Genomic DNA, 25,327 nt, shown 5'->3' with positions numbered 1-25,327 from the left:
AATATTGAAAAATAATGGAGGTATAAAGACCCTCCATTATTTTTTGCTACAAAAACAAAACATTGAGTCTTTCTAAAATTCTGGCTTTATCGTCTCCGATATATTTGTAGCAACTCTACACAAGATGGTCTATTTTCCTTTATTAACAATATTGAAAATGTAATATTGATTCGGTAAACTTATACCGATAACTTATATACATATAAACGAGGAGAGAAAAATGAAACATACAAAAATACAACCCAAACAGTTACATAGTCTGGGTGTTGAAACATTACCAATGTGGGTTATATCTCTAATTATATATGTGGCTCCCATGTTTTTTGGACTCTTCTATGACCGTCATTTTGTAAAAGTTTCATTAGTAATTGGAGCTTTACTGCTTTTTCTTGCTTATCAATCCTTCAAAGGGAAAAAATTAAAAGTTAATGTCCCTGTGCTGGTTGTTATTTTATTTATGATGAGTTATATCATCTCGTTGTTTTTTGCAGTTAATATGGACTTAGCAGTGCTAAGTACTATTAGGGCGATTACGTATTTCGGTTTTGTAATACTTGTTCTAAATTACGCTGATGAAAAAACAGAAAACATTCTACTAACTTTTATTTATGCTGCTGGGATAACTGTAGCTGCTGTTGGTCTTCTAGCAGCATCTAACCTAAATATATTTCCAGATGCTTTTAAGGCCCCAAGAATATTTTCAACTTTCCAGTATCCTAATACCACGGCTGTATTCCTCAATGTCTCATTGATAATCGGCTTATGTTTAATGCAATCTTATAAAAACCAGAATATCTTCAATATGGTTAACTTCTTGTTGATAACTGCTCTGTTTGGAACAATTTCACGTGGAGGTATTTTAGTATATGCGATAACCTGTTTTCTTCTCTTTATTAGCGGATTACCTGGCATGAAAAGGCAAGAATTTGTGCTGCGCTTCTCCGCCCTTAATTTTATTGCGGTTTTGACTTATGTTATTATGCTTCTTACTTATAAGACGAAAATTCTACCCCTAGCTTTTTTGCTAGTAATGTCGGCAATTGTTTATATAGTATTTGAAAGGGTTCCCTGGCAGAAGATTAAGTTAAAATATGTAATAGTATCAGTTACGATAATCCTTGTAGGCTTGTTGAGTATGATTGGTATATTTGCGCCCCGATTGCTGGATTTCAGACTCTCTTCAACTAACTTCCTTGCCCGGTATTACTTTTATGTAGATGCCTTTAAAGTAATTGCTGACCATGGCCTTTTTGGAATAGGGGGTGGAGGCTGGAGTACAATATACCCATCCTATAGAGGACATCTGTATTTTTCAAAATTAATTCATAATCACTATCTGGAGACCTGGATTGAATCCGGAGTCTTAGCAATGGGCTCATTATTATTTATTGTCCTCCTTTCGGTATACAGGATGGCTAAAGACATTTTTAATCCGGAAGCATTCAAACGCCGTATGCTGGGTTACGCAGTATTTGCCCTTGCTGTCCATGCGGCGATTGACTTTACATTTTCTTTTGGGGCAGTCTTTTTTCTATTCTGGACCCTCATCATACTACAGATGAAGAATTCCAAAGATATAAACATTGACGGTAAGTCCATATTTTCCAGGTCTGCCGTAATTTCAACAGCAGTACTTCTACTAATTGTATCGTCTTTGTATATCTATGGACACATGATTAACGACAAAGCAACTGACCTTGCCAAAAATAACGATGCAAATAAAGCAATTCCTTTATTTAAAAAAGCTATCGGTGTTTATCCGTTTGAACAAAGGTTTAGAAGCAACCTTGCCCAGGTTATGTATGCCTCGGGAAAGATACAGAACAAAAAGGAAGACTTTGTGCTAGCCAAGCAATATATAGATGAAGCTCTAAAGTATACCCCCTATAATTCAAAATTTGTTGATTATAAAACTTTAATCCTCTATGAGTTGGGAGAAATTAATGAAGCTGTTGCCATTAATGAGGCTGTTGTAAACCATGACCCTCTTGATATTCAGAACTATGAAAAACTTATGGAAGTTTACCTTACTTCAGCTAAGAAGTACCTGTTGTCGGGAAGTATAACCCAAGCAGTTGAACTCCTCGCAAAGGCGGATAACATTCCGCAGATGCTGGAAGAAAAAAAGAAACAGGTTGATCCCCAAAGGCTAAGATTGTGGACTGATAGAGACCTCAAACTTACCCCAAAAATGATTATGCTTCTAGCTGAGAAAAATGTTTTATTACACCAATTTAGTAAGGCTGAGGATCTCATGAGACAGATAAATGTAGCTCCGGAAGAACTGGCACATAAGAAACTGATGTTGATGGCTGTTATTAATCGTTTTAGTGGAGAGTCACGGAAAGCTGAAGAATTTTTAAACAGGGCTAGTGACATTGAAAAGACATCCAGGGAAATGTTTAAACAGTATATCCAGATGCTTGAAACATCAAAAACTGTGGGGTTAAACAAATGATCAATAAACTTAAAGCAAAAATAAACTCGAAAACTGCCTTGATTGCTGTAGTTGGATTAGGTTATGTTGGTTTGCCTTTAGCAGTAGAAAAAGGGAAAGTGGGTTTTACAGTAGTTGGTATTGACCAGAACGAAAAACGGGTGGACATGGTAAATCAAGGCCATAATTATATTAAAGATGTTAAAGATGAGGATTTACAACTTCTTGTACAGTCAGGGAGACTATCGGCAACAAGTTCTTTTTCTGATCTAAAAGAAGCGGACATAATCATAATTTGCGTTCCTACCCCTCTTACAAAGAATAAGACTCCAGACATTTCATATATTGAAAATGTTACGGATGAAATCAAGAAATATTTAAGGCCCGGTCAATTAGTATCTTTAGAGAGCACTACTTATCCTGGCACTACTGAAGAAGTCATTCTTCCCAGGCTTGAAGAGTCAGGTCTTAAGGTTGGACAGGATTTTTTCCTCGCTCATTCACCAGAAAGGGTGGATCCAGGTAATAAACGATTTACTACAAATAATATTTCTAAGGTTGTTGGTGGTGTTACTCCGGCTTGTCTGGAGGCGGCATACACATTCTACTCTCAGACCATCCAGCATGTTTATAAGGTTTCGTCGCCTGCCGTCGCAGAGATAACCAAAGTTTTTGAAAACACCTATCGCGCAGTAAATATCGCTCTAGTCAATGAATTGATGATGCTGTGTGATAAAATGAACCTTGACGTGTGGGAAGTGGTTGAGGCTGCTGGTACCAAGCCCTTTGGGATTCAGACCTTCTACCCGGGCCCGGGGGTAGGTGGTCATTGCATTCCAATTGACCCCTTTTATCTCGCATGGAAAGCCAGGGAATATGATTTTAATACGCGATTTATTGAGCTGGCGGGAGAAGTAAATATCATGGCCACATACTACACTGTGGATAAAATAGTAGAGGTACTTAATGCTAACAACAAATCCGTAAAAGGGGCTAGGGTATTAATACTGGGAGTGGCCTACAAAAAAGATATTGAAGATGAGAGGGAATCTCCTGCACTGAAAATTATTCATAGACTACAGCAACTAGGGGCGTATGTCTTGTATCATGACCCCTATATACCCCTCCTAAAGGCTCACGAACCCCTTGAAAAGGATATGCATGGAGTAGAATTGACCCGGGAAATAGTAGAGAGCTCAGATTGCGTAGCTATAATCACAGACCATACTAACATCGATTACGAATGGGTTGTACAACATGCTAGACTTGTAGTGGATGCGAGAAATGCTACAAAAAATATTACGGTGGGGAAAAATAAGATAATAAAAATATGAATGCCGAGTGGGGGATAAGTATGAAACCAGTTAAATTCGCCATTGTAGGCTGCGGAAGAATTGCCCCGAAACATGCCGAGGCAATCATCAACTTAGAGGATGCCCAACTGGTTGCTGTATGCGATAAGAACAAAGAAAAAGCTGATAGATTTGCAGAAAAATATTTGGCTAAGCCCTATTATGATTATATACAACTGCTAAAAGATGCTGATTTTGATGCAATCTGTATCTGTACGCCAAGTGGCTATCACGCTGAAATGGGTATACAGGCAGCAGAACATTGCAAACATGTCTTGGTGGAAAAGCCAATGGCAATGAATCTTGAGGATGCAGGCCGGTTGATTGATCAGTGCCAAAAAAGAAGAGTTAAACTAGGTGTAGTCCACCAGAACCGTTTTAACAAATCAGTGAGAATGGTTAGAGAAGCGCTGGAAAAAGGGAAATTCGGAAGACTGACTCATGTAAACGCAGCGGTCCGCTGGAACAGGAATGACGCTTACTATAATGAAGCCAGTTGGAGAGGGACATGGGAACTGGACGGGGGCTGTCTGATGAATCAGGCCATACATAATATAGACTTGCTTCAATGGATCCTGGGTCCTATAGATACAGTATCAGCATTTACTGCAACTATGCTAAGGAAAATAGAGGCTCCAGATATTGGAGTTGCAATACTGAGAGCCAGGAATGGAGCGTATGGAATCGTTGAGGCAGCCAATACAATTTACCCCTGCAATCTGGAAGAAACACTGCATGTCTTCGGTGAGCGTGGTACCGCTGCCATAGGCGGGATTGCTGTTAACAGGATAGAAGCCTGGCGCTTTTCTGAAAACTATATAGAAGAAGAAAAAGCGATACTAGAAGAGCGAGAAAATGAACCGCCGGACGTATATGGCTTCGGCCACCGTGAACTGATTAAGGACTTTATCAAGGCTATTAAGGAGGACAGGCAGCCGGCAATCACGGGCGAAGAAGGCCGTAAAGCTTTGGAGATTATTTTAGCCATGTTTAAGTCATCTGAGACTGGTCTACCCGTAAGACTCCCTTTAGAATCATCATACAAGCCGGGTGGTAAATAAATATGAATAATGTGGCTGTTTCGAACTTAGCAAGGCTAGGTAAAAGGGTTGCTTTAGGCAACTTTGTAGTTATTGAAGATAATGTGGTGATAGGAAATAATGTTTATGTTGGAAATAATGTAACTATTCATGAGGGAACAGTTATAGGAGATAATGTTGATATAGCTGATGGAGCAGTACTGGGGAAAAAGCCGCAACTGGCAGCCAGCAGTACAGCAAAACGAAGCGAAATTCTGACCCCATTACAAATAGGGCCTTGTTGTCGTATTGGCTCAAATACAATTATCTATGCCGGAACAATCATTGGAAGTGGCTCCGTTATAGCTGATTTAGCCTCTGTACGGGAAAGGTGCGTTGTAGGGGATAATGTTGTAATCGGGCGTGGGGTTGCAGTTGAAAATGATACCCGTATTGGTTCTAATACTAAAATTCAGACGGGAGCCTACATTACTGCGTACACGATTATCGAAGATCATGTATTTATTGCTCCTATGGTTACCACTACTAATGATAATTACATGGGCAGGACTGAAGAAAGGTTTAAATATATAAAAGGTCCTACGGTTAAACGGGGAGCAAGAATTGGTGGAGGTGCTATACTTCTGCCTGGGGTGACTGTTGCAGAAGAGACTTTTGTTGCAGCAGGATCCCTTGTAACTAAAGATACGGATAGCGGGACGGTCTATATCGGTGTTCCAGCAAAAGCTGTACGAAAAGTAGACCCTGTTGAATTATTAAATAAAGAAGAGTGAAGTGATAATGATGATTCCTCTATTAGACCTAAAAGCCCAATATCTATCAATAAAAGATGAGATTGATGCCGCAATTCAGGAAGTAATGGCAAGCGGACAATATATCCTGGGGGAAAATGTAGAAGCTCTTGAAAAGGAAATAGCAGAATATTGTGGCGTAAAGTACGGTATTGGTGTTGCTAATGGTACAGATGCGTTAGTACTTACCCTAGATGCCTTTGGTATTGGCAAGGGTGATGAAGTAATAGCGACACCCTATACTTTTTTCGCAACAGCGGAAGCTATTTCTCGGGTTGGAGCCACACCTGTATTTGTTGACATCAATCCCTATACATATAATATTGATGTAACCAAATTAAAAGAAAAAATAACGGAAAAAACTAAGGCTATTATCCCTGTCCATATTTTCGGGCAGATGGCAGATATGGATCCTATTATGGAAATAGCTAAATTGCATAATTTAGTTGTTATAGAAGACGCGTGTCAGGCAATTGGGGCTGAATATAAAGGGAGAAAGGCTGGCTCTATAGGACATGCCGCCTGCTTTAGCTTCTTCCCTACTAAGAATTTGGGATGTTACGGTGATGGCGGGATGGTTGTAACAAATAACCCAGAGCTCGCGCTACGCATAAAGCTGTTAAGGACTCACGGAAGTCAAAAAAAGTACCATCATCAGATCATAGGATATAACAGCCGTCTTGACGAATTGCAGGCCGCTTTTTTACGGGTTAAGCTTCGACACCTGGATGAGTGGAATACACTACGGCGGGAAAAAGCCCACTATTATGATCAACTTTTTTCCAAAAGCCAAATAGGAACGCCTTTTGTAGCAGAATGGGCTGATAGTGTCTTTCATTTATACCTCATCCGCTCCACATATAGAGAAAAAATACAGGTTGCACTAAATGAGAATGGTATCAGTACTGCAGTTTACTATCCAGTTCCCTTACATCTTCAGCCGGTTTATCAAATACTAGGTTACCACGAGGGTGATTTACCCTGCGCTGAAGAGGCATCCAGGGAAACCTTGGCTATACCCCTTTACCCGGAGATTAGTCCGGCTCAGCAGATGAAGATTGCTGAAATAATAAAATCAGTTGAAATAGCGAGGGATTAAATCCGTGCAAAAGAAAGTTCTTGTTACAGGTGCCGATGGCTTCATTGGTTCACATCTTACTGAGAAACTTGTCGAAAAAGGATATAACGTTAGAGCTTTTGTCCTCTATAATTCCTTTAACAGTTGGGGTTGGCTTGACTATACACAGGCGGGCATAAAAAAGGAAATTGAAATCTTCGCCGGGGATATTCGTGATCCCCATGGAGTTAAAAAGGCCATGGAGGGATGTGAATTAGTCTTCCATCTGGCTGCTCTTATAGCCATTCCCTATTCCTATCACTCCCCTGATACCTATGTAGATACAAATATTAAGGGTACACTGAACATTCTTCAAGCTGCCCGAGAACTAGGGGTGGAAAAGTTAGTTCATACCTCTACCAGTGAAGTGTACGGTACTGCCAGGTTTGTACCGATTACTGAAGATCATCCCCTGCAGGGTCAATCCCCTTATGCCGCTTCTAAAATAGGGGCTGACCAAATGGCCCTTTCCTTTCATCGGTCCTTTAATTTACCTGTTTCCATCATTCGTCCCTTTAACACTTATGGGCCGCGGCAATCGGCCAGGGCTATTATTCCCACAATAATAACCCAGATTGCCAGTGGACAAAGGCGGTTAAAACTGGGCTCTCTACATCCAACCCGAGATTTTAATTATGTCAAGGATACTGTGGCAGGTTTTATCGCTGTTGCTGAATCTAGTCTGTCCATTGGCGAAGTTATAAATATAGGAAGCAATTATGAGATCTCTATTGGCGATACTGTTCAATTGATTGCTGAAGTAATGGGCACACAGGTTGAAGTGGAGACTGATGCTGAAAGATTGCGACCTGAAAATAGTGAGGTTGAGCGTCTTTGGGCAGATAACGCTCGAGCCAAGCAGTTGTTAAATTGGCAGCCGCTATATAGCGGTCGAGAAGGATTAAAAAGGGGGCTTACGGAGACGGCTTTATGGTTTACCAATCCGGAGAATTTACGTCACTATAAAGCCGACCGTTACAACATATGAAACTAGATTTAGATAAAATCGTGGAGACTGTAAAGACCTATCTTCCCCAAAAAAAAGAGAGCTTTATAGGTCTTCACGAGCCAATTTTCAATGGCAATGAATGGACATATGTAAAGGAGTGCCTGGACACGGGTTGGGTTTCCTCTGCCGGAAAATATGTTGACCGTTTTGAAGAGATGCTTGCAGAATACACTGGGACGAAGCGAGCTGTTGCAGTTGTCAACGGCACTGCTGCGCTGCATATCTGCTTAAAAGCTGTAGATGTGAGATCCGGAGATGAGGTATTAGTGCCGGCTCTCACCTTTGTAGCGACGGCAAACGCAGTCTCCCACTGCGGTGCTGTTCCCCATTTCGTTGACAGCGAAGCCAAAACATTAGGTATGGATCCGGGAAAGCTTGCCTTATACCTACAGGAAATCGCTGAATTAAAGGCTGATGGCTGTTTTAATAAACTAACTGGCCGACGGATTAAGGCCGTTGTGCCTATGCATACTTTTGGCCATCCTGTTGACATGGACCGGCTCCTTGAGGTGTGCGAAAGGTACAAGCTAGAGCTTGTGGAAGATGCCGCTGAGTCCCTAGGCTCCTATTATAAAGGCAGGCATACAGGTAATTTTGGCAAGGTCGCTGCACTCAGTTTTAATGGCAACAAAACCATTACTACAGGCGGAGGCGGAGCCGTCCTTACCAATGACCCTGAGATGGGCAAGCTTATTAAGCATCTAGCTACTACTGCTAAAGTGCCCCACAGATGGGAATATTTTCATGACAGGGTGGGCTATAACTATCGAATGCCAAATATCAACGCTGCCCTGGGTTGTGCCCAACTTGAACAATTGCCGCGGTTCCTTCGGCAAAAACGCAGCCTGGCTGAGCGCTATCAAAGAGCTTTTTCTTCCGTTGAAGGTGTATCAGTATTTACAGAGCCGGACTTTGCGAGAAGCAACTATTGGTTGAACGTGCTGCTTCTAGATGAGAAATATAAGGGGGAAAGAAATAGGCTTTTAGAGCATTTCCTTGATAACCATATCGGAGTAAGGCCCGTTTGGACACTGCTGCATAAATTACCCCCTTATCAAAACTGTCCTTGTATGGAATTAAGTGCGGCAGAAATGCTGGAAAGTAGAATTATCAATCTACCAAGTAGTGCATTCTTAGAAATGGAGCTTGCTGAGTATGATGTGTAAAAAAAAGATCTGCGTTGTAACGGGAAGTCGGGCTGAGTACGGCCTGCTTTACTGGTTAATGAAGCTCATTAAGGATGACGATGAACTTGAACTGCAGGTAGCCGTTACAGGGATGCATCTTTCGCCTGAGTTTGGGCTAACCTATCAACAGATCTTGCGGGATGGCTTTACCATAGATGCTAAAATAGAAATGCAGATGTCCAGCGATACACCTGTTGGTATTACCAAGTCCTTGGGGCTGGGAGTTATTGGATTCGCTGATGCCTTGGAAAGACTTCAACCTGACCTGCTTGTTGTGCTTGGTGATAGATATGAGATTTTTGCGGCTGTTCAGGCTGCACTGATAGCAAAAATACCAGTAGGGCATATTGCGGGTGGCGATACTACGGAAGGGGCTATTGATGAGGCCATTCGCCACAGCATCACTAAAATGGCACACTTGCACTTTGTAACTAATACTACGGCATATAAAAGGGTTAGACAAATGGGTGAGAATCCCGAATATATATTTAATGTTGGGAGTCCTGGCCTTGACCAGATTCAAAGACTAACCCTCTTAGATAGATTGCAACTTGAAGCTGAACTGGGTTATACCTTCAGGGAAAAGAATATCTTGGTTACGTTTCACCCTGTCACGTTAGACAACCAGTCACCGGAAGAGCAGTTTAACGAACTCTTACATGCTCTGGACTTTTTTGGTGAGAACCTAGGGGTGGTGTTTACCAAGACCAATTCAGATACCTATGGAAGGGTTATTAATTACATGATAGATGCTTATACAGAACGCCATCCTAATACTAAGGCCTATACTTCTTTAGGTCAGCTCAAGTATCTAAGCCTCATGGCTCAGGTGGATGCTGTGGTAGGAAACTCATCCAGCGGTTTGTATGAGGCGCCTTCTTTTAGGAAACCTACGGTCAATATTGGAGACCGACAAAAGGGGAGGCTCCAGGCATCCTCCGTGATAAACTGTGAGCCAATTCAATCCGCCATTATTGCATCAATAAAAGAGGCCTTCAGCAGAGATTGCGAAGGTACAATCAATCCGTATGGTGACGGTCATAGTTCTGAGAGAATTCTTAAGATACTAAAAAACATACCGAGTTTTCGTGGGCTCCTTAAGAAACATTTCTTTGAGGTGAAGGAATGACTAATTCAAATCGTGTATTTATAATTGCAGAGGCGGGAGTTAATCATAACGGATCCTTAGAGATGGCACTACAGTTGGTTGATCAGGCAGTATCAGCAGGGGCCGATGCCATAAAATTTCAAACCTTTAAAGCACATAAAATTGTTTGCAGGCAGGCACCTCTGGCTGAATATCAAAAGAAAAATACCAACACCCAACAGTCTCAGTACACTATGCTAAAGAAACTGGAGCTTAACGAAGATGATCATTTCCAGCTTCTTGATTATTGCGTAAAGAAGGGTATTCAATTTATATCATCGCCTTTTGATCTCGAAAGCGTTGATTTATTAGCTTCTTTTAACATACCCCAGTTTAAAATTGGCTCAGGTGAAATATCAAATGGCCCTCTTTTGCTCAAGGTTGCTCGTACGGGAAAAGAGGTAATCTTGTCTACAGGGATGAGTACACTGGGTGATGTGGAATTGGCCCTGTCTGTATTAGCCTTTGGGTACACAGCTGAGGGGAAAATACCTTGTCTTGGGAGCTTTCAAGAAGCTTACTTTTCTGAGGCAGGGCAAAAAGCCATTGCGGAAAAAGTAACGCTGCTCCATTGTACGACTGAATACCCGGCTCCCTATGAGGAGGTCAATCTCAGAGCTATACATACTCTTCAGCAAGCCTTTGGCTTACCGGTGGGGATTTCGGATCATACTGAAGGGATAGCAATCCCCATAGCAGCTGTGGCCCTTGGAGCAACGGTAGTCGAAAAACATTTCACCTTAGACCGCAGCCTACCTGGTCCTGATCACAAGGCTTCCTTAGAACCACCGGAGCTGGCAGCAATGGTACAGGCAATTCGCCAGGTAGAATCTGCCCTGGGTTCATTCCGCAAGATCCCTACACCTTCAGAATTAAAAAACAGAAATATAGCACGGAAGAGCCTGGTAGCAGCTAAAGAAATTAAGCTTGGCGAGATATTCACAGTGGAGAATCTTGATTGTAAACGGCCAGGTAACGGTCTTTCCCCCATGCATATTTGGGATAAGCTCGGTAAAACTTCTCCTAGAAATTATGCCGAAGAAGAACAAATTGATTAAAATATCCCCTATAGGTGGTGATTGATCGTGGACTTAAAAAGCATCTGCATATCCCCCACTACATCTATTTTGAGAGCCATTGAGAATATTGATGTCAATGGGGTACAAATTGTGCTTGTTGTAGACGATAAGAACAGATTACTGGGTACTGTCACAGATGGGGATGTCAGGCGTGCCATCTTAAAGGGGATTCCCCTTGACGAACCAGTCACCCGCATTATGAACACCGAGCCCACCGTGGGGAGTGTCCATGACAATAAAGCTATGCTTTTGCGAAAAATGGAAAGAAAGAGGCTGCACCAAATCCCGGTTGTAGCTGAGGATGGTTATTTGGTAGGGTTGGAGGTTCTCGATGAGATAATAAAGTTTCAGCATCGTGAAAACTGGGTTGTGCTTATGGCGGGTGGATTGGGAAGCAGGTTAAGGCCATTGACTAACAATTGTCCTAAACCCCTCCTTAAAGTGGGCAGTAAACCAATATTGGAGACTATTATTGAAAATTTTATAGAATTTGATTTTAGGAAGTTTTTTATTTCCGTTAATTATAAAGCTGAAATGATAGAAGAGTATTTTGGAAACGGATCACAGTGGGGCGTAGAAATAGAGTACATTCGCGAAGAGAACAAAATGGGGACAGCCGGAGCATTGACCCTACTCCGGGAAAAACCGAATAAGCCGTTAATTGTCATGAACGGTGATTTGTTAACTAAAATCAACTTTAGTCAACTTTTGAATTATCATATTGAAAACCAGGCTCAGGGTACTATGTGCGTCCGTGAATTGAGCTTCCAGGTACCCTATGGCGTCGTAAAAATAGATAAACATCGCTTGTTAGGTATAGATGAAAAGCCTATCCAGCGCTTCTTAATAAATGCAGGCATTTATGTCCTGGAGCCCCATCTTCTAGACCTCATTCCACCAAATACCCACTATAATATGACCAGCCTGTTTGAAGAGGCCATTAACAGAGGTTTAGAAACAGCTACATTCCCTATCAGAGAATACTGGCTGGATATCGGACAGATGTCAGACTATGAGAAGGCTAATGGTGAGTACAATAACTTCTTTAATGATGGTATCGGTGCAAAATAATTTTGTGAAAGGAAAGACCTATATGAATTTTTTAGTTGTCGGTCTGGGTTCCATGGGCAAAAGAAGAATCAGATGTCTGCATGCCCTTGGATTTAAGAATGTTTTTGGTTATGACCCGAGGGAAGACCGCCGTAACGAAGCGCAGGAAAAATATGGCACTAAGACTTTTGCCAGCTATGATGACGCCCTCTCTTCAGTGCAACCGACGGCACTTATTATTTCAGTACCACCGGATGTACACCATGAGTATATGCTGAGCGCTATTAAGAATAAGCTGCACTTTTTTGTCGAAGCAAGTGTAGTAGACACTAACCTCAGTTCGGTAATAGAAGAGGTCTCTAAAATCGATATTGTTGCTGCCCCATCTGCCACCCTTCTTTTCCATCCGGCTATTCGCCTTATTTCGGATATTATAGCCGCTGGTCAGATAGGGAAAGTGTCCAACATTATACTGCATTCTGGCCAGTATCTACCTGATTGGCATATTTACGAAGATGTCAGTGAATTTTACGTGTCTAATCCTACCACTGGTGGGGCTAGAGAAATTGTTCCGTTTGAATTAACCTGGTTAACACGGATCTTCGGTTTTCCCCATAGGGTAATGGGCACCTTCAGGAAAACCATTGAGATTAAGGGTGCGGAAAGAATCGATGACACATATAATTTTCTCTTAGACTACGGTAACTATCTGGCCGCTGTTACGGTAGACGTAGTTAGCAGATATGCCACGCGTCGGCTCCTCATTAATGGTGATTTAAAACAGCTCATCTGGGATTGGAATGAAAATTGTGTTAAGCTCTATGATCCACAAAGCAATACATGGGATTCTGTTCCTTACAGCGCGGGTTTAGCAGAAGCGGGTTACAATCAAAACATTGGTGAAAACATGTACATCGATGAAATCAGAAATTTCCTTGAGGCTATTAATAAAAACGAACCCTTTATAAACACATTGGAGAATGACCATAAGATACTAAAGCTGCTTTATGCTATAGAGGAATCGGACACTACATCAAGGGCTGTGAGGGTGGGCTAATGAGTACCGGAATACTAATTAACGCACGCCTGGGTTCTACCAGATTAAAAAAGAAGCATCTACTACCAATAAATGACAAACCAATTCTCTCCTATTTACTTGACAGAATTGCTGTGGAATTCAAGAATGAATTGGTGACCAAGCAGGTTAAGATAGTCATTGCCACCTCTGATGAACCAATGAATGCATTATTTGAAGAAATTCAAAAGGATGGAATATCCGTCTTTTATGGCTCCCTTTATAATATACCGTTAAGGCACTTACAAGCCGCAGAAAAGTTTTGTTTTGACAGAATCATCTCGGTAGATGGTGACGATATTCTGTGTTCTACCCATGGGATGAGGTTGATATATCATCAACTGAGCTCCGGAAGTGCTTATGCCAAAACGTCCAGCCTGCCCTTTGGTATGAATTCTTTTGGTTATACTACAAACTTTCTTAGAAAATCTCTTGCAAATCATAGCCATAAATTACTGGAAACGGGCTGGGGTAGGATCTTCAACAGTGCTACCCCAACTGAAATCGCTGTTCCTTTTGCCGTCCAAAATGATCTTTTAAGGTTTACCCTTGACTATCAGGAGGATTACAAGTTCTTTAAAGAGCTAATAACTGCACTGGGTGACAAGGTGTATACCGCGACAGATGAAGAGATTGTGGATTTGGTGCTGGAAGGAAAACTCTATGAAATCAATGAGTCCATTACAAGGGAATACTGGGATAACTTTTATCGAAATATGGAAAGTGAGGTGGGATCCAATGAGTCTTAATAAGGTATACCAGGAAAAAGCTCACAAGTATATTCCCGCCGGGGCCCATACATACAGCAGGGCAGATGACGGCTATCCCCTTAATGCACCGCCCATCCTGGAGTGCGGCAAGGGGGCCTATGTATGGGACGTGGAGGGCAACCGTTTTTTGGATTACGGCATGGCTTTGCGTGCCGTTACGGTAGGCTATGATTTTGAGCGGATTTCCCAGGCAGCTATCGAGCAGATTCATTTAGGCAATAATTTAACCCGAGCCTCCAAGATTGAGGTAGAAGCTGCTGAAGCCCTATGCAATCTGATTCCTTGGGTGGAAATGGTTAAGTTTGCCAAGAATGGTTCTACTGTAACCACAGCCGCTTTAAAGTTAGCTCGTGCCTACACCGGTAAAAAGTATGTGGCCAAATGCGCCCAGCACCCGTTCTTCTCGTACGACGACTGGTTTATTGGCGATACGTTTATGGATGCCGGTGTGCCAGAAGAGTATAAGTCCCTTACTTTAAATTTTAATTTTAACGACATTGCTTCTGTAGAGGCTCTCTTTGCAAAGTATCCTCACGATATTGCCGCCCTGATTATGGAACCTGCCACCACCGAGGAACCGCAGGATGGTTTTCTCCATAAGGTCCAGGCCTTATGTGAGAAGCATCATACTGTTTTTATTCTGGATGAAATGATCACTGGTTTCAGATGGCACTTGCAGGGTGCCTGTGCCTATTATGGGGTAAAGCCTGACCTGGTTACCTACGGTAAAGGGATGGCGAATGGGTTCTCTGTTGCAGCCTTAGGTGGAAAACGGGAAATTATGGAGTTGGGCGGCATCCAGCATAACGGTGATCGTGTCTTTCTCATCTCCACAACCCATGGGGCAGAAATGTGCGGCCTCGGAGCCTTCGTCGAGACTTTGAAAGTCTACCAAGAGTTAAATGTCATCGATCAGATATGGTCTTCAGGTAAGGAACTCTGTGATGGCATGAATTCCATTTCCGCCGAACTGGGGATCCAGCAATATTTTGCGTTCATTGGTGTGCCCTGTTCGCCTAACTTTATAACTAAAGACCGTAATGGACGAGTTTCTCTGGAGTTCAGAACTCTTTTTATCCAGGAAATGATTAAAAATGGTGTTCTGATGCCTTGGGTAGCCTTAAGCTACGCCCATCAGGATAGTGAAATCGCTAAAACATTGGAAGCTGCAAGAAAGAGCCTATTAGTCTATCGTGAGGCTCTGGATAAAGGTATAGAGCAGTTCCTCCAGGGGAGACCTATCAAACCAGTATTTAGAAAGAAGAATTAGTATGAGGATAGCGCTGTGTCAGTTGGATATTATTTGGGAAGACAAAACAGAGAATTTGTATCGGGCCGAAAAGTTTATTACCCAGGCCGCAGAACAGCAGGCTGATCTAATCTTGTTTCCGGAGATGTCCCTTACGGGTTTTTCGATGAATACTGCTCTTACCGCGGAAGATCATCGGAATACTGTCGAACAATTTCGAGCCCTTGCTCAGGCTCAAAACATTAATGTCGGCTTTGGCTGGGTTTCGGCTGCCGAAGACAAAGCCCAGAACCACTACTCTGTCGTATCCAGGGAGGGTCAACTGGTTTCTGACTATGTAAAGATACATCCCTTCTCCTTTGGTGAGGAAAGCAAACATTTTATAGGGGGAGACAGGCTGGCCGTGTTTATCCTTGAAGGAGTTTCTTGTTCCACGTTTATTTGTTATGATTTAAGGTTTCCTGAGATATTTCAGGCCGTATCTAACGAAGTCAGTCTAATTATAGTCGCGGCTAACTGGCCGGCCACCCGGAAAGAGCACTGGCGGCTTCTCCTGCAGGCCAGGGCTATAGAAAATCAGGTATTCATTGTCGGTGTCAACTGTGTGGGGCCCAAAGGAGGTTTATACTACTCCGGAAACTCAATGGTGGTTGACCCGGAAGGTAATATCTTAGCTGAATTGACTGAGGAGGAAGGCCTTCTTCTTATCGAGATTGACCCGAGTAAGGTCGCAATCTATCGGAGGAGCTTTCCCCTAAAAGCAGATAGAAGAACAGAACTATATCAAATCTTCTACAAAAGAAAGAGAGAAGTATAATGAACGGACTTTTTAATCTAGATGGTAAAGTTTGCGTTGTTACTGGTGGTACAGGTATTTTGGGAACTTTATACTGTAGACGTCTTGCCGAAGCGGGGGCTCATGTGGTAGTATCGGACCTCATGCCTGAACGTTGTGAAGCACTGGCCCAGGAGATTTCCAGTGCTGTAGGCTGTCGGGCCCTTGGACTCAGCGTGGACCTCTCTGTTGAGGCCTCCGTTAAAGCTTGGGCTAAGAGAATAGTTGAGGAATTTGGTTCTGTGGATGTCTTAATTAACAATGCCGCGGCCAAGTCCAAGGACTTTTTCGCACCTTTAGAAAAGTTTTCCTTACAGGACTGGAATGATGTGATGGCGGTCAATGTAACCGGAATGTTTCTAACCGTAAGAGAGCTGGGCCCCGTTATGGTGGAAAAAGGGAAAGGTAGCATCATCAATATCAGCTCTATATATGGTGTGGTTGGACCAGACCAGCGCATCTATGAGGGTTCCTGGTATGAAGAGATGGGAGGGGCTATTAATACACCCCTGATATATTCCACTACCAAAGGCGCAGTAATTGCTATGACCAAGTATTTGGCAACTTACTGGGGTCCAAAGGGTGTAAGAACCAATACCTTAACCCCGGGGGGTGTATCTTCGGGACAGAATAGTATTTTTTCGGAAAAATACAGCAGCCGTGTGCCATTAGGGCGGATGGCTCAGGCGGAAGAAATGGTTGGAGCCCTTATCTTCCTCGCTTCGGATGCTTCTTCCTATGTAAATGGGCAGAACATTATCGTTGATGGGGGACTTACTGCATGGTAAATGCTAGAGAACATTATTTAAAGGAGTAGCCTAATGACGACATTGGCAGTGATTGGTGCAGGGCAGCTTGGTAGCAGACATTTGCAGGCCCTTGGCTTAATAACTTGTCCAGTTAATATTGAAGTGGTTGATCCATCCACGGCTTCGCTTACAAGAGCGCATGAACTTTTTTATCAGGTACCACGGAACGAAAACATCCTCAGTATTCGCTTTCTTAATAGACTGGAGGATTTATCCCAGGAGATCGCTGTGGCGGTAGTAGCAACAAATTCGGATATACGGCGGAAGGTGGTGGAAAATCTGCTTCATACCAAACAGGTGCGAGCCCTGTTGCTAGAGAAGATTCTCTTTCAGAAGTACGAGGATTATACTGCCGTTTACGAACTGCTGCAGGCTAAAAAAGTAAAGGCCTGGGTGAATTGTCCCCGGCGGATGTGGCCCTTTCACGCGGAACTAAAACATTTAATGGATGGTTCGCGCTGGGTAGAGTATACGGTATCTGGCTCCAATTGGGGGTTAGGTTGTAACGCCATACACTTTATAGATCATCTAGCATCAATCACAGGCAGCCTAAATTTTACTTTTAACACTAATTTACTGGACCGAGAAATTAAGAAGAGCTCCCGTCAGGGTTATATTGAATTTACAGGTACCCTCTACGGTTGGACAGAAAGACATGATAAGATCTACCTAACCTCTTATCCCGAGGGTAATGCTCCCGTTCTGGTCGAAATCAACAGTGATATCCTTCGCTGTGTCCTTCGTGAAAACGAAGGAATAGCGATGATTTCCCAAAAGGAAACAGGTTGGCAGTGGAAAGAGCTGAATTTCACCGTCCCCTATCAGAGTCAGTTAACACACCTGGTGGTTATGGAGATTCTCCAAAAAGGTACCTGCCAGTTAACCAACTATGATGATTCCTGGCAAATGCATATTCCGTTGCTGAATTCCCTGACTGAGCACTATCAAAAATATGCTGGTGGGGATAGGGGATTTTGTCCCATAACCTAGGGTACTAACTATCACAATTAGAGGGTGTAAATGATGACCAATAATGCTTATGTTGGCATCTCCAGGGACCTGTGGTTGGTTGGTTCTGGCCCCATGGCTGTGGATTATGCCAAAGTATTAAAAACACTAGAGGTACCTTTTTCTGTTATCGGTCGTAGCGTTGAATCAGCCCAGGTCTTTGAGCGGGAAACCAGAATAAGTGTTTTCACTGGGGGACTAGATGCCTGCTTGGAAAACTGCAGCTGTACTCCACGTGCCGCCATTGTCGCGGTCAGTGTTGAAGAACTGGCCAAAGCAACCTTTGCTTTACTGGTTAGGGGCGTAAGGAAGATTCTTGTTGAGAAGCCCGGCGGCCTCTATGCTCAGGAAATGAAAGCAGTGGCTAATGCTGCCAAAGACTATGGTGCTAAGGTTTATGTCGCGTACAACCGGCGTTTTTATGCCTCAGTAATAAAAGCTAAAGAGATTATCTTAGATGATGGGGGCGTTACTTCCTACTATTTTGATTTTACTGAGTGGAGTCATGTCATAGAGGGGCTGAAGAAGCCCCAGGTAGTCAAAGAGAACTGGTTTTTAGCGAATTCAAGCCATGTGGTAGATATGGCTTTCTATCTGGGTGGTATACCTAAAGAAATCAATTACCAAACCAGCGCGAGTCTGGCCTGGCATCCTTCGGCAGCAGTTTTTACGGGCTCAGGTGTCGCTGCAAATGGAGCGCTATTTTCTTACCACGCCAATTGGCAGGCGCCCGGTCGGTGGGGTGTAGAAATTTTGACACCCAGACATCGTCTGATTTTTAGGCCCCTTGAGCAATTACATCTTCAAAAAATAGGCTCTGTAGAGATCGTGAAGCAGGAAATAGATGATTACCTGGATGTCGCATATAAGCCCGGATTGTATCGTCAGGTGTCCGCTTTTTTGCAGCAGAACTGCCATGAAATGCTTTCGATTGAGGACCAAGTGAGTTTGGTAGAGAAGTATTATTTAAAAATGGCTAATTATAGGGGATAGATTAATGGGAGAAAAAAAGTCCCAGAATCATGAAAACTGGACAAACATTATTCAACCAAGAAAAGGCTGGTTCGATATCAACCTAAAAGAGATATGGCAGTACAGGGACCTTATTATGCTGTTTGTTCGTAGGGATTTTGTTTCTATTTACAAACAGACAATTCTTGGTCCCATCTGGTTTATTTTACAGCCTTTATTTACCACTATTACCTTTACCATAGTCTTTGGTAAGATAGCACAAATACCTACTGAAGGTATTCCAGAAGTGCTCTTTTATATGTCCGGGATTGTATGCTGGAACTATTTTGCTTCCTGTCTAAACAAAACATCAGATACCTTTTTCGCTAATGCGGGTATTTTCGGTAAGGTTTACTTCCCGCGTCTGGTTGTCCCCATATCTACAGTCATCACGAACATGTTTACCTTCACTATTCAGTTCGTTCTCTTCCTGCTATTTCTCCTTTACTTTAAGATTTCCGGTTCTTCCGTTAATTTAACCGGGTGGGTTTTCTTCACTCCACTACTCCTGCTCTATATGGCGACGCTGGGGCTGGGTGTTGGCATTTTTATCTCATCTTTAACCACCAAATATCGTGACCTCACCTTTCTTGTAGGCTTTGGGGTTCAATTGTGGATGTATGCTACGCCCATTGTCTATCCCCTATCCCAGGTTCCCGAAAGATGGCGGTGGCTTTATTCTTTTAACCCAATGACGGTAGTTATTGAGACTTTCAGATATGCCTTTTTGGGCATGGGTACCATACAGCTGTGGCAGATTGGATTTAGCGTTATGATTACGACCTTCATTTTTCTCGCCGGGCTAGTATTATTCGGCAGAGTGGAAAAGACTTTTATGGACACCATATAACCTCTCACTAAGGATGATTATCATGTCTAATGTTGTAATTGAAGTAGATAGTGTGTCAAAAGAATACCGCTTAGGGACAATCAGTTCAGGCACTTTATACCGTGATATGCAGAGCTGGTGGGCAAGATTGAGAGGCTTAGAAGACCCAAATCAGAAGATAGGGGTTAGCAGCAACCGTGGGCCTAATGTGAGATTTAATGCTCTGGAAGATGTATCCTTCAGCATTTGTCAGGGTGACATCCTAGGGATAGTGGGTCGAAATGGTGCAGGTAAGTCTACCCTTCTGAAAATAATATCCAGAATAACTGCGCCCACCAAAGGAACTGTTAAAATAAAGGGTAGAATCAACAGTTTGCTGGAAGTTGGCACAGGTTTTCATCCGGAACTTACTGGTAGGGAGAACATCTACCTCAACGGCGCTATCCACGGCATGAAGAAAAGAGAGATAGATAAAAAATTTGATCAGATCGTCGAATTTTCAGAGATAGGGACGTTTATAGATACTCCTGTGAAACGTTACTCCTCGGGGATGTATGTGAGGCTTGCCTTTTCCGTAGCAGCCCATTTGGATTCAGAAATACTTATAATTGACGAGGTTTTGGCTGTAGGTGATGCCCGTTTCCAGAAGAAATGTTTGGGGAAGATGGAGGAAGTGGGAAAGGGTGGTAGAACTGTGCTGTTTGTAAGCCATAACCTACCCACGGTTTCCCGTTTGTGCAGTAGGGGTATTTTGCTGGACAAAGGCAGGATTGTATCTACAGGGTCTATGGATCTAGTGATTAAAGATTATATAGAGAAAGGTCTGTCGCAAAAAGGTGTCTTCCAGAAACCTGTGGACCTTGATAAGGATATCAGCTTTACGGAGATTAGAACATGCAGGGAGAATGGAGCTACAAACCATGAATTTCAGTACAATGAGCCTGTAAGAATAGTGTTTGATTATCAGGTCAATAACCCAGTTAAGAATGCAGCTCTCTGGGTAAGGCTTGAAACCATTGATTCAGTCAGGGTATTCGAGAGTTTCGATTACGATGGAAATTCCGGTATTTTAGAGGAACGGGCCAGGGGACAGTATACTACCTCTCTGGTAATCCCCTCTCATTTACTCAATGTAGGTACCTATAAGCTATTTGCTGGGCTGTATAATTTTCACCTGGGACAGGAATACGAGAGCCTGGAGGCTTTGGCTTTTGACATTACGGAGATCGGGCACCTGGATAGCGAACTGCGTGGCAGAAACACACGGACGGGTATTATACAACCTCGTCTGGATTGGGAGACGAAACGGCTGTAGGTTATTTGGCAGGGGAGGTTTAGTAGTAACTATGGCAAAAGATAAAATTTTATTGTTTTGTGCAGTACCTCCCCAGTTTCCGGAGCTGTTTTTGGTAGCGAAGCATTTAAAGAAAGAAGGAAGATATGAGCCTTTCTTCGTCTTTGATAATTTTCAAGACCGTAATCATGAGGCTATAGAGGCATGTATCAAAGAAGGGATAGCCTGTATCAGCTATAAAGCCCCCAAAATGCTGTTAAATGACCACTATATCTATGTCAAAAACGCGGTTAGTAAAGGCCGGCTTACTAAGGACGAGACGAACAAAACAATCGGAAAATTCCTTAAAAAAAACTTTCCTCTTATTATCAACTCAGTACTGCGCTTCCTCCGGTTTCTGTATTACGTCTATACTAGTTTTCGCATGGTGGCACAAAACTTTTCCCTCGGGAAGAAAGTTTTGGAACTCTATAAGCCAGTCCTAACAGTCTTTCCTATTGACACTGTGGGATACTTTTTTGATCCTCTTATCCCCCTAACTGCCCAAAGTGGGATTCCTTCTTGTGTAATCCCATTTTGTTTCGTAAAAACTGCCAGTACGGCTGACTGGTTTTATAGTCTGCCGCCAGAGTCCAAATACATTTATAGTACAAAGACCAGCTACAACTACCTGATCAGCAAACTCTTCCCCGCGTGGGTAATCAACTATAAAGGGGAAAACTTGCTCAGGGCCAATTTGGGTTGGATACTTGCCACATGGTGGTACGGGATTAGCAAAAAAAACCCTTGGTTAGATAACAGTGGCTCAATCAATAAGCTCCTTGTGGAAAACAAGCGTTTAGCGCGAATGTATAAGGAAGATGGTATAAAGGATGAAAGTATCAGCGTTGTTGGCTGTATGCAGTATGATACTATGCATGTCTATTTGCAAAATAAAGAGCAGTTACTGAGGGAAATCATTAAGGAGACGGGTATCAGCTATAACGAGGGAGACTTTGTGGTTGTCCTTTCCCTTCCCGAGGAATTTGACTTTTCTAACAGAAACTGTGAGTTTACTTCGCATGAAGACATAGTAAAAGCTCTAAGTCAGCCTTTCCACCTCTATGATAATGTGACCGTCATTTATTCCCTTCATCCCAGGCTTAGTTTTGACAAAGTTCAGTATGTGGAAAGGGATAAGGCCAGAATCACACGGCGGCCCCTAGCTGAGGTGCTTCCCTGTGCGGACGCTTTTATAACCATTACTTCGGCAGCTATCCGCTTGGCAATCTCCTGTGGGATACCCGTGGTCGACTACGATATATTCCGTTATAGTGACGAATACTACGAAAGCGCAAAAGGAGTTGTCACTGTAGATACCCAGGAGGATTATCGAACTGTTATTGAGAGAATCGTTTTAGACAGCAATTTCTATCAATGCTTAAAAGAGAAGCAGGAGGAAGCCTCCTATGAGTGGGGCAAACCTGATGGATTAGCTGCCCAACGTTTCACAGCCATCTTTGATGAGCTTATTAAAGGTAGCCGCGGACGGGGGTAGACATGGATATTTTATTCGTATCTAATTATCTATATCTAAGCGCCCCGCTCTACAGAGGCATAATGGAGAGGCTAGACCCAGATGTTAGCTTTGCACTTCTTCAATTGCCTGGAAATATGGATCATGGCGAGGATGAGAGCGAATTTGCTGAGTGCATGAGGGATTGGAAAATCCCTTTTATCACCCTCCCGTTGGTGCGGGTAAGTAATCATAAAAAGAATGTACTTAGCAAAGCATCGGCTCTTTACGGTGCCATTAGAAATCTTTTTATACTTAATCATTTTATTAGGCGTAATAATCCTAAAGTCATTGTTGTCATTTCAGATGTGGGGAACCTAAATACCCGACTCCTTCTGGGCTTGTCTCTAGGGTATGGCAAGAAGGTTCTGATTCTTTACAATACAGATGTGAATGTAACTGGGGAAAAAGTCCTGCAGAATTATTGGCGAAGAAACACCCTGATACGGGTATTTTCCCGTTTTAAGATCGCCGTTTTCCTGCGTGCCCTGCTATTTAGGGGTGAAGTACCTGGCACCTTTGTTTTAGGTGAACCCATCTGCGTAATCTCAGAGGAAGTAAAAACTAAGCTCGTTCAAACAGGAATCCCTCCCGAGCTTATTCAGGTCATGGGCTTACCCCAATCGGTAAGGACAGAGCGCAGGATCACTGACCTAAAACGGGATTTAGGTATCGCCGCAGGAACAAAGACAGTGGCCTTTTTTACAGAGTGTATCGATTATATCTATGGTAGAGAATACAGCAGGGAGTTGCTTAAGATCCTTGTCCAAACCTTTAGCACACTGCCTCCCGACGTAGTCATTATGATAAAGTTTCATCCCAGGGAAGACATTGATTTTATTGAGGAAGCTAAAGCGTTGTTTCAGGAATCCCGGTACAGAATCATAGATTCATTTAACGTAGAAGAAGTTCTGGCTGTGGCTGATTTATCTCTGGCCCACTTCTCTCGGGTCCTCATCACGGCTGCTTTAGGTGGACGTCGATTTCTCAGTATTAATTGGTTGGGAGAAAGACAGCGGACATTTGTTTTGCCTCACGAAAGTAGCATTATCGAGGTCACTCAGCCCGCTGAGCTTCATGGAAAACTATGTCTGGCCCTAACAAACGGCCAATACCAAGCAAGCTTGGACAGGGTCGTAAAAGGAATTGCTCAGCGCTACAGCACAACAGGGGAATCACCCCAGGCCATTTTGGCTAGATTGTTAAATAAATAATGTTGGTGGTTTAAAAATGAAATCAATTCAAGACATCAGCAGAATAATAATTGAAATTGAAGATAAACATAAGCTGTTTGATATATATATCAACGGGATTCCTTTTTGGTGGTTTGTTAGGGTTAAGCTCATTAACATGCTATACCGGCAAAGCAATCACATAGCCGTATCTGCAGGAACTGCCGAGGCCCTGAGTACTCGGGAGTTGCTCCTCAAGCTCAAGGATTCCTTTCATCTCAATATCACACGCCAGCACCGCGTGCTAGCGGTTTCTACTTCATCAGCAAGGCGGGAAATAGTCGAAGGTAAAGACTTTGATATCTTTTTTGACTTTCTCTCCTGGACCAATTGTGCTGATAGCTATGCAGTCTTAGAGACTCCAGACCGCATTAGTCACTCGAAACAGCCCTATTCACCCTTTCGTTATTATGGAGACCAAATCATCTTGTGGGGGAACCTGTACAGAAAAGCCCCTCTCCTGGTGGTTAATAAAAAGGTGGATCAGCAGCTGTCTCACATTAGTAGAAGGGTTTCCAGTGCCTTGGGCCACTCAGGTATACTCCTGCCGTGGGAAGAGATTCTTACACTTATGCGGAAAGAATTTGCCTTTGCGTCAGTGGCAATTAGGATTTCCAGCGGTATTCTTAATGAGATACAACCCCAGTTTTTATTAGTGGAAGATGGGTACTCCCCCTCTCATATGGCCATTCAGTTGGCGGCCAAAAAGCGGGGCGTACCTGTTATAGAGCTGCAGCATGGGTTAATTGTCCCTGACAACTACAGCTATAAATTTGGTATTCAAGATGTGGGGCAGTTGCGGAACTCACCTTTCCCTGATAAGCTTTGGGTATATGGGGAGCATTTTAAAGAGGTGCTGCAGCAAAACCGGTTTCTTAGGTCTGAAGACATTGTTGTTATTGGCAATCCCTACCTGTGGTACAAACTAAACCGCATGAAGGATAGGAAACAGCAGGGGAACAAAATCCTTATTGCCGCTCAGCCCGAATACTCAGCGTTCTTTACGAAGCTTACTCTGGAATTAAGCCGTCTTGTGGAAAATGATATCATCCTAAAACCCCATCCTAGTGAAATCCCCAGAGCTCGGGAGATATACAAGGACCTGATCGGAAATAAGAAAGTAACGTTGGTGACATCAAATATACCTATCTATGAGTTGTTTTGTCAATCAGCTTTTCATATTGCAGTCGGCTCTATGACCCACTTGGAAGCCCTTTGTTTTGGCATTAAAGACATCATTATCCGTAAAGGCGGTTTTGACAGGTATTTTACCTTCCTGATGGAGAAGGGGATACCAGCTGTTGAGGATATTGCAGAAATCGTCGATGTTATCCGCAGTTATCCTGATATTTCCCAGGTGAGCTCCTACGTTAGGAACCAGGTTTTTAACATTAATGAAAATCCTCTAGCGAGTGTAGAGACAGCGCTTAGGTCTATTTAGGTCATCTTAG

At 42.9% G+C, this 25,327-nt stretch carries 22 protein-coding genes; all 22 read left to right on the top strand.

The features are described from left to right. Window positions 1–220 precede the first annotated feature (220 nt). The 22 genes from BR63_RS12345 (at window position 221) to BR63_RS12240 (ending at window position 25,317) form a co-directional block, all read left to right on the top strand. Window positions 221–2,458, top strand: a complete 2,238-nt coding sequence (locus BR63_RS12345; protein ID WP_034420609.1) for an O-antigen ligase family protein — start codon at window positions 221–223, stop codon at window positions 2,456–2,458. After that, window positions 2,455–3,771: a nucleotide sugar dehydrogenase gene (locus BR63_RS12340; protein WP_051965474.1), complete on the top strand. Its 1,317-nt coding sequence runs from the start codon at window positions 2,455–2,457 to the stop codon at window positions 3,769–3,771. Before BR63_RS12345 ends, BR63_RS12340 begins: the two co-directional genes overlap by 4 nt. A 20-nt stretch (window positions 3,772–3,791) precedes the next feature. After that, a complete protein-coding gene (locus tag BR63_RS12335; RefSeq protein WP_034420611.1) occupies window positions 3,792–4,850 on the top strand; it encodes a Gfo/Idh/MocA family protein in 1,059 nt (352 codons plus the stop codon). A 2-nt stretch (window positions 4,851–4,852) separates the two neighbouring features. Then, window positions 4,853–5,602: an acyltransferase gene (locus BR63_RS12330; protein ID WP_034420612.1), complete on the top strand. Its 750-nt coding sequence runs from the start codon at window positions 4,853–4,855 to the stop codon at window positions 5,600–5,602. A gap of 7 nt (window positions 5,603–5,609) precedes the next feature. Then, on the top strand, window positions 5,610–6,719 hold the full coding sequence (locus BR63_RS12325) for a DegT/DnrJ/EryC1/StrS family aminotransferase (protein ID WP_034420613.1): 1,110 nt from the start codon (window positions 5,610–5,612) through the stop codon (window positions 6,717–6,719). Window positions 6,720–6,723: 4 nt separating this feature from the next. After that, entirely contained in the window at window positions 6,724–7,725 is a 1,002-nt protein-coding gene (locus tag BR63_RS12320) for an NAD-dependent 4,6-dehydratase LegB (RefSeq protein ID WP_207724723.1), read from the top strand. After that, window positions 7,722–8,912 carry a LegC family aminotransferase gene (locus BR63_RS12315; RefSeq protein ID WP_034420615.1) on the top strand — a complete coding sequence of 397 codons (1,191 nt, stop codon included), beginning with the start codon at window positions 7,722–7,724 and terminating at the stop codon, window positions 8,910–8,912. Before BR63_RS12320 ends, BR63_RS12315 begins: the two co-directional genes overlap by 4 nt. Then, the gene (gene neuC / locus BR63_RS12310) at window positions 8,902–10,062 is read left to right on the top strand and encodes a UDP-N-acetylglucosamine 2-epimerase (protein ID WP_207724722.1); all 1,161 of its coding nucleotides are present in this window, start codon (window positions 8,902–8,904) and stop codon (window positions 10,060–10,062) included. Before BR63_RS12315 ends, neuC begins: the two co-directional genes overlap by 11 nt. Next, window positions 10,059–11,138, top strand: coding sequence for an N-acetylneuraminate synthase (neuB, locus tag BR63_RS12305; RefSeq protein ID WP_034420616.1), 1,080 nt, complete (start codon window positions 10,059–10,061; stop codon window positions 11,136–11,138). Before neuC ends, neuB begins: the two co-directional genes overlap by 4 nt. Window positions 11,139–11,165: 27 nt before the next feature. Then, window positions 11,166–12,230: a nucleotidyltransferase family protein gene (locus tag BR63_RS12300; RefSeq protein WP_207724721.1), complete on the top strand. Its 1,065-nt coding sequence runs from the start codon at window positions 11,166–11,168 to the stop codon at window positions 12,228–12,230. A gap of 22 nt (window positions 12,231–12,252) precedes the next feature. Further along, the gene (locus tag BR63_RS12295; RefSeq protein WP_034420680.1) at window positions 12,253–13,266 is read left to right on the top strand and encodes a Gfo/Idh/MocA family protein; all 1,014 of its coding nucleotides are present in this window, start codon (window positions 12,253–12,255) and stop codon (window positions 13,264–13,266) included. Continuing rightward, window positions 13,266–14,033 (top strand): cytidylyltransferase domain-containing protein, encoded by a 768-nt coding sequence (locus tag BR63_RS12290; protein WP_034420617.1) that lies wholly within the window; start codon window positions 13,266–13,268, stop codon window positions 14,031–14,033. Before BR63_RS12295 ends, BR63_RS12290 begins: the two co-directional genes overlap by 1 nt. After that, window positions 14,023–15,324: a glutamate-1-semialdehyde 2,1-aminomutase gene (locus BR63_RS12285; protein ID WP_034420618.1), complete on the top strand. Its 1,302-nt coding sequence runs from the start codon at window positions 14,023–14,025 to the stop codon at window positions 15,322–15,324. The genes BR63_RS12290 and BR63_RS12285 overlap by 11 nt, the downstream gene beginning before the upstream one ends. 1 nt (window position 15,325) lies before the next feature. Beyond that, complete coding sequence (locus BR63_RS12280) at window positions 15,326–16,120, top strand: carbon-nitrogen family hydrolase (protein WP_034420619.1); 795 nt, start codon at window positions 15,326–15,328, stop codon at window positions 16,118–16,120. Then, a complete protein-coding gene (locus BR63_RS12275; protein ID WP_034420620.1) occupies window positions 16,120–16,926 on the top strand; it encodes an SDR family oxidoreductase in 807 nt (268 codons plus the stop codon). The genes BR63_RS12280 and BR63_RS12275 overlap by 1 nt, the downstream gene beginning before the upstream one ends. A 33-nt stretch (window positions 16,927–16,959) precedes the next feature. Further along, window positions 16,960–17,937, top strand: coding sequence for a Gfo/Idh/MocA family oxidoreductase (locus tag BR63_RS12270; RefSeq protein ID WP_034420621.1), 978 nt, complete (start codon window positions 16,960–16,962; stop codon window positions 17,935–17,937). Window positions 17,938–17,967: 30 nt separating this feature from the next. After that, window positions 17,968–18,948 carry a Gfo/Idh/MocA family oxidoreductase gene (locus BR63_RS12265; RefSeq protein ID WP_207724720.1) on the top strand — a complete coding sequence of 327 codons (981 nt, stop codon included), beginning with the start codon at window positions 17,968–17,970 and terminating at the stop codon, window positions 18,946–18,948. A 4-nt stretch (window positions 18,949–18,952) separates the two neighbouring features. Beyond that, window positions 18,953–19,816, top strand: coding sequence for an ABC transporter permease (locus BR63_RS12260; protein ID WP_034420623.1), 864 nt, complete (start codon window positions 18,953–18,955; stop codon window positions 19,814–19,816). A gap of 22 nt (window positions 19,817–19,838) precedes the next feature. Beyond that, a complete protein-coding gene (locus BR63_RS12255) occupies window positions 19,839–21,110 on the top strand; it encodes an ABC transporter ATP-binding protein (RefSeq protein ID WP_034420624.1) in 1,272 nt (423 codons plus the stop codon). 31 nt (window positions 21,111–21,141) lie between these two features. Beyond that, window positions 21,142–22,626, top strand: coding sequence for a glycosyltransferase family protein (locus BR63_RS12250; protein ID WP_034420625.1), 1,485 nt, complete (start codon window positions 21,142–21,144; stop codon window positions 22,624–22,626). 62 nt (window positions 22,627–22,688) lie between these two features. After that, window positions 22,689–23,858, top strand: a complete 1,170-nt coding sequence (locus tag BR63_RS12245; RefSeq protein ID WP_153802025.1) for a hypothetical protein — start codon at window positions 22,689–22,691, stop codon at window positions 23,856–23,858. A 16-nt stretch (window positions 23,859–23,874) separates the two neighbouring features. Beyond that, window positions 23,875–25,317 (top strand): glycosyltransferase family protein, encoded by a 1,443-nt coding sequence (locus tag BR63_RS12240; RefSeq protein WP_034420627.1) that lies wholly within the window; start codon window positions 23,875–23,877, stop codon window positions 25,315–25,317. The last annotated feature ends 10 nt before the right edge of the window (window positions 25,318–25,327 follow it).

This window comes from Thermanaerosceptrum fracticalcis, assembly GCF_000746025.2.
GTDB classification, from domain to species: domain Bacteria; phylum Bacillota; class Peptococcia; order DRI-13; family DRI-13; genus Thermanaerosceptrum; species Thermanaerosceptrum fracticalcis.
The sequence above is the reverse complement of the archived record's forward strand: the minus strand, read 5'-3'. Positions and strand labels throughout refer to the sequence as shown.